Below are 1,479 nucleotides of genomic sequence, written 5' to 3' on the forward strand. Positions count from 1 at the left end.
TCGCGTCCCCGCCGCTTCCCGCGCCGGGCACTTTTACTACGTTACCCGCTGGTTTCCGCCGTGTCAAACCGCTTCGCAGCGATCCGCACCACTTCAATCCCATTTCCGGGCATCCCGAGAACGCCGGCTCTCGCCGACGATTTTCGGGAAGTTCGGCAGACCGGCCGCTCCGCGGTTGCCCGCGAGCTCGCCCGGCTCCCTGCCGGCTGTGAACCTTACCCGGTCGGTTCCGCCTCACCAAATCCGCCTCGCGGCGGATCCGGGGCACCGCCCGGTCCGGGCACCGGCGGGTGCGTCACCCTCGGTCCCCGAAGCTCATCACCGCGCCCGGCCTTCCCGGAGCATCGCCCCGTTTCGTCCGTTCCGCGCTGGCAGAGAGAAAGTTACGCCCACGCGACAAGATCGTCAAATCCGGGGGTGGCGGGCCGCGTCACACCGTCTCGCCGGCGGCCAGCGCGGCGGCCTCGGCCTGGTCGAGCGCGCCGTCGGCGACGACCACGCGGTGCCGCCCCGCGCGGCTCGTACCCGCGGCGATCGTCCTGGGCTGCTCGAAGGCGAACGCCACGCAGACGCCCGGGTACATGGCGGTGCGGACGAACCAGCGGTCGCCCTCCCCCAGCCCCGCCAGCACAAGCGTGTACGCGGCCCCGTCCGGCCCGGTGCCGGCGAATGCCAGCCACGGCGCGGCGCTGCCGTTGACCGCCTCCTCCCCCTCGGCGGTGGCGGTGCGCACCCGCGCGGGCGTCGCGCTGACGGCCCGCCAGAAGAAGCCGCCGTAGCCGGCGCCGCCCGGGCGTCCGTTGGTGGCCGGGCTGCCCAGGGTCACGTCCCGGTCGGCGGGGGCGGTCAGCGTGTACCCGACGTCGAGGGCCCAGGCCCGCTCGCCGACCCGCTGCGCGGCCAGCTCCCGCCGCTCGGTGAGCAGCACCGCCCCGGCCCGGTCGCGCCACTCCAGGCGGTGCGCCAGGCATTGCGGGTCGAGGGTCTCCCACGCGGTGTGCGCGATCCGGCCGTGGTCGTCGCGCCAGGTGTAGCCGGCGTCGCGCACGTAGGTGCGCCCGCCCCAGAGGTTGGTGCCGTCGACGTCCTGCACGGCCAGGGACGCCCCGAGGTGCCAGACGTGGTCGGCCGGGAACGCGTCGGTGACCACCGTCCCGCCGAGGGTCCGCACGGGGTGCAGGTACGGGCGGGGGCCGTGCCGGGGGTCGATCGCCGGGTCGACGACGTACCGGGCCACCCGCACGTCGTCGACGCTGAGCTGCCGGTCGCTCCCGGTGCCGGCGAGCCGCCGGTCGTCGCCGGTCACGACTGGCCCACCGGGGTGAACGCGACCCGCCGGGCGACCGCGTGCAGGGCCGCGACCACGTACCCGGCGAGGATGGGCACCGCGACCGGGGTGACCAGGACGGCGAGCAGCGCGGCGACGGCGCTGACCCCGCCGGCGGCGGCCCAGGTGCCCGGGCGGGCGCGGCAGGCGCC

The 1,479-nt window shown here is 75.9% G+C and carries 1 protein-coding gene; it reads right to left on the reverse strand.

Translation table 11 applies throughout. From position 1 onward, the window contains the following. Nucleotides 1–430: 430 nt before the first annotated feature. Entirely contained in the window at nt 431–1,306 is an 876-nt protein-coding gene (locus AB0G08_RS30145; protein ID WP_358094368.1) for a PmoA family protein, read from the reverse strand. Nucleotides 1,307–1,479 lie beyond the last annotated feature (173 nt).

Source organism: Micromonospora sp. NPDC023644 (assembly GCF_040640115.1).
Classification (GTDB): domain Bacteria; phylum Actinomycetota; class Actinomycetes; order Mycobacteriales; family Micromonosporaceae; genus Micromonospora.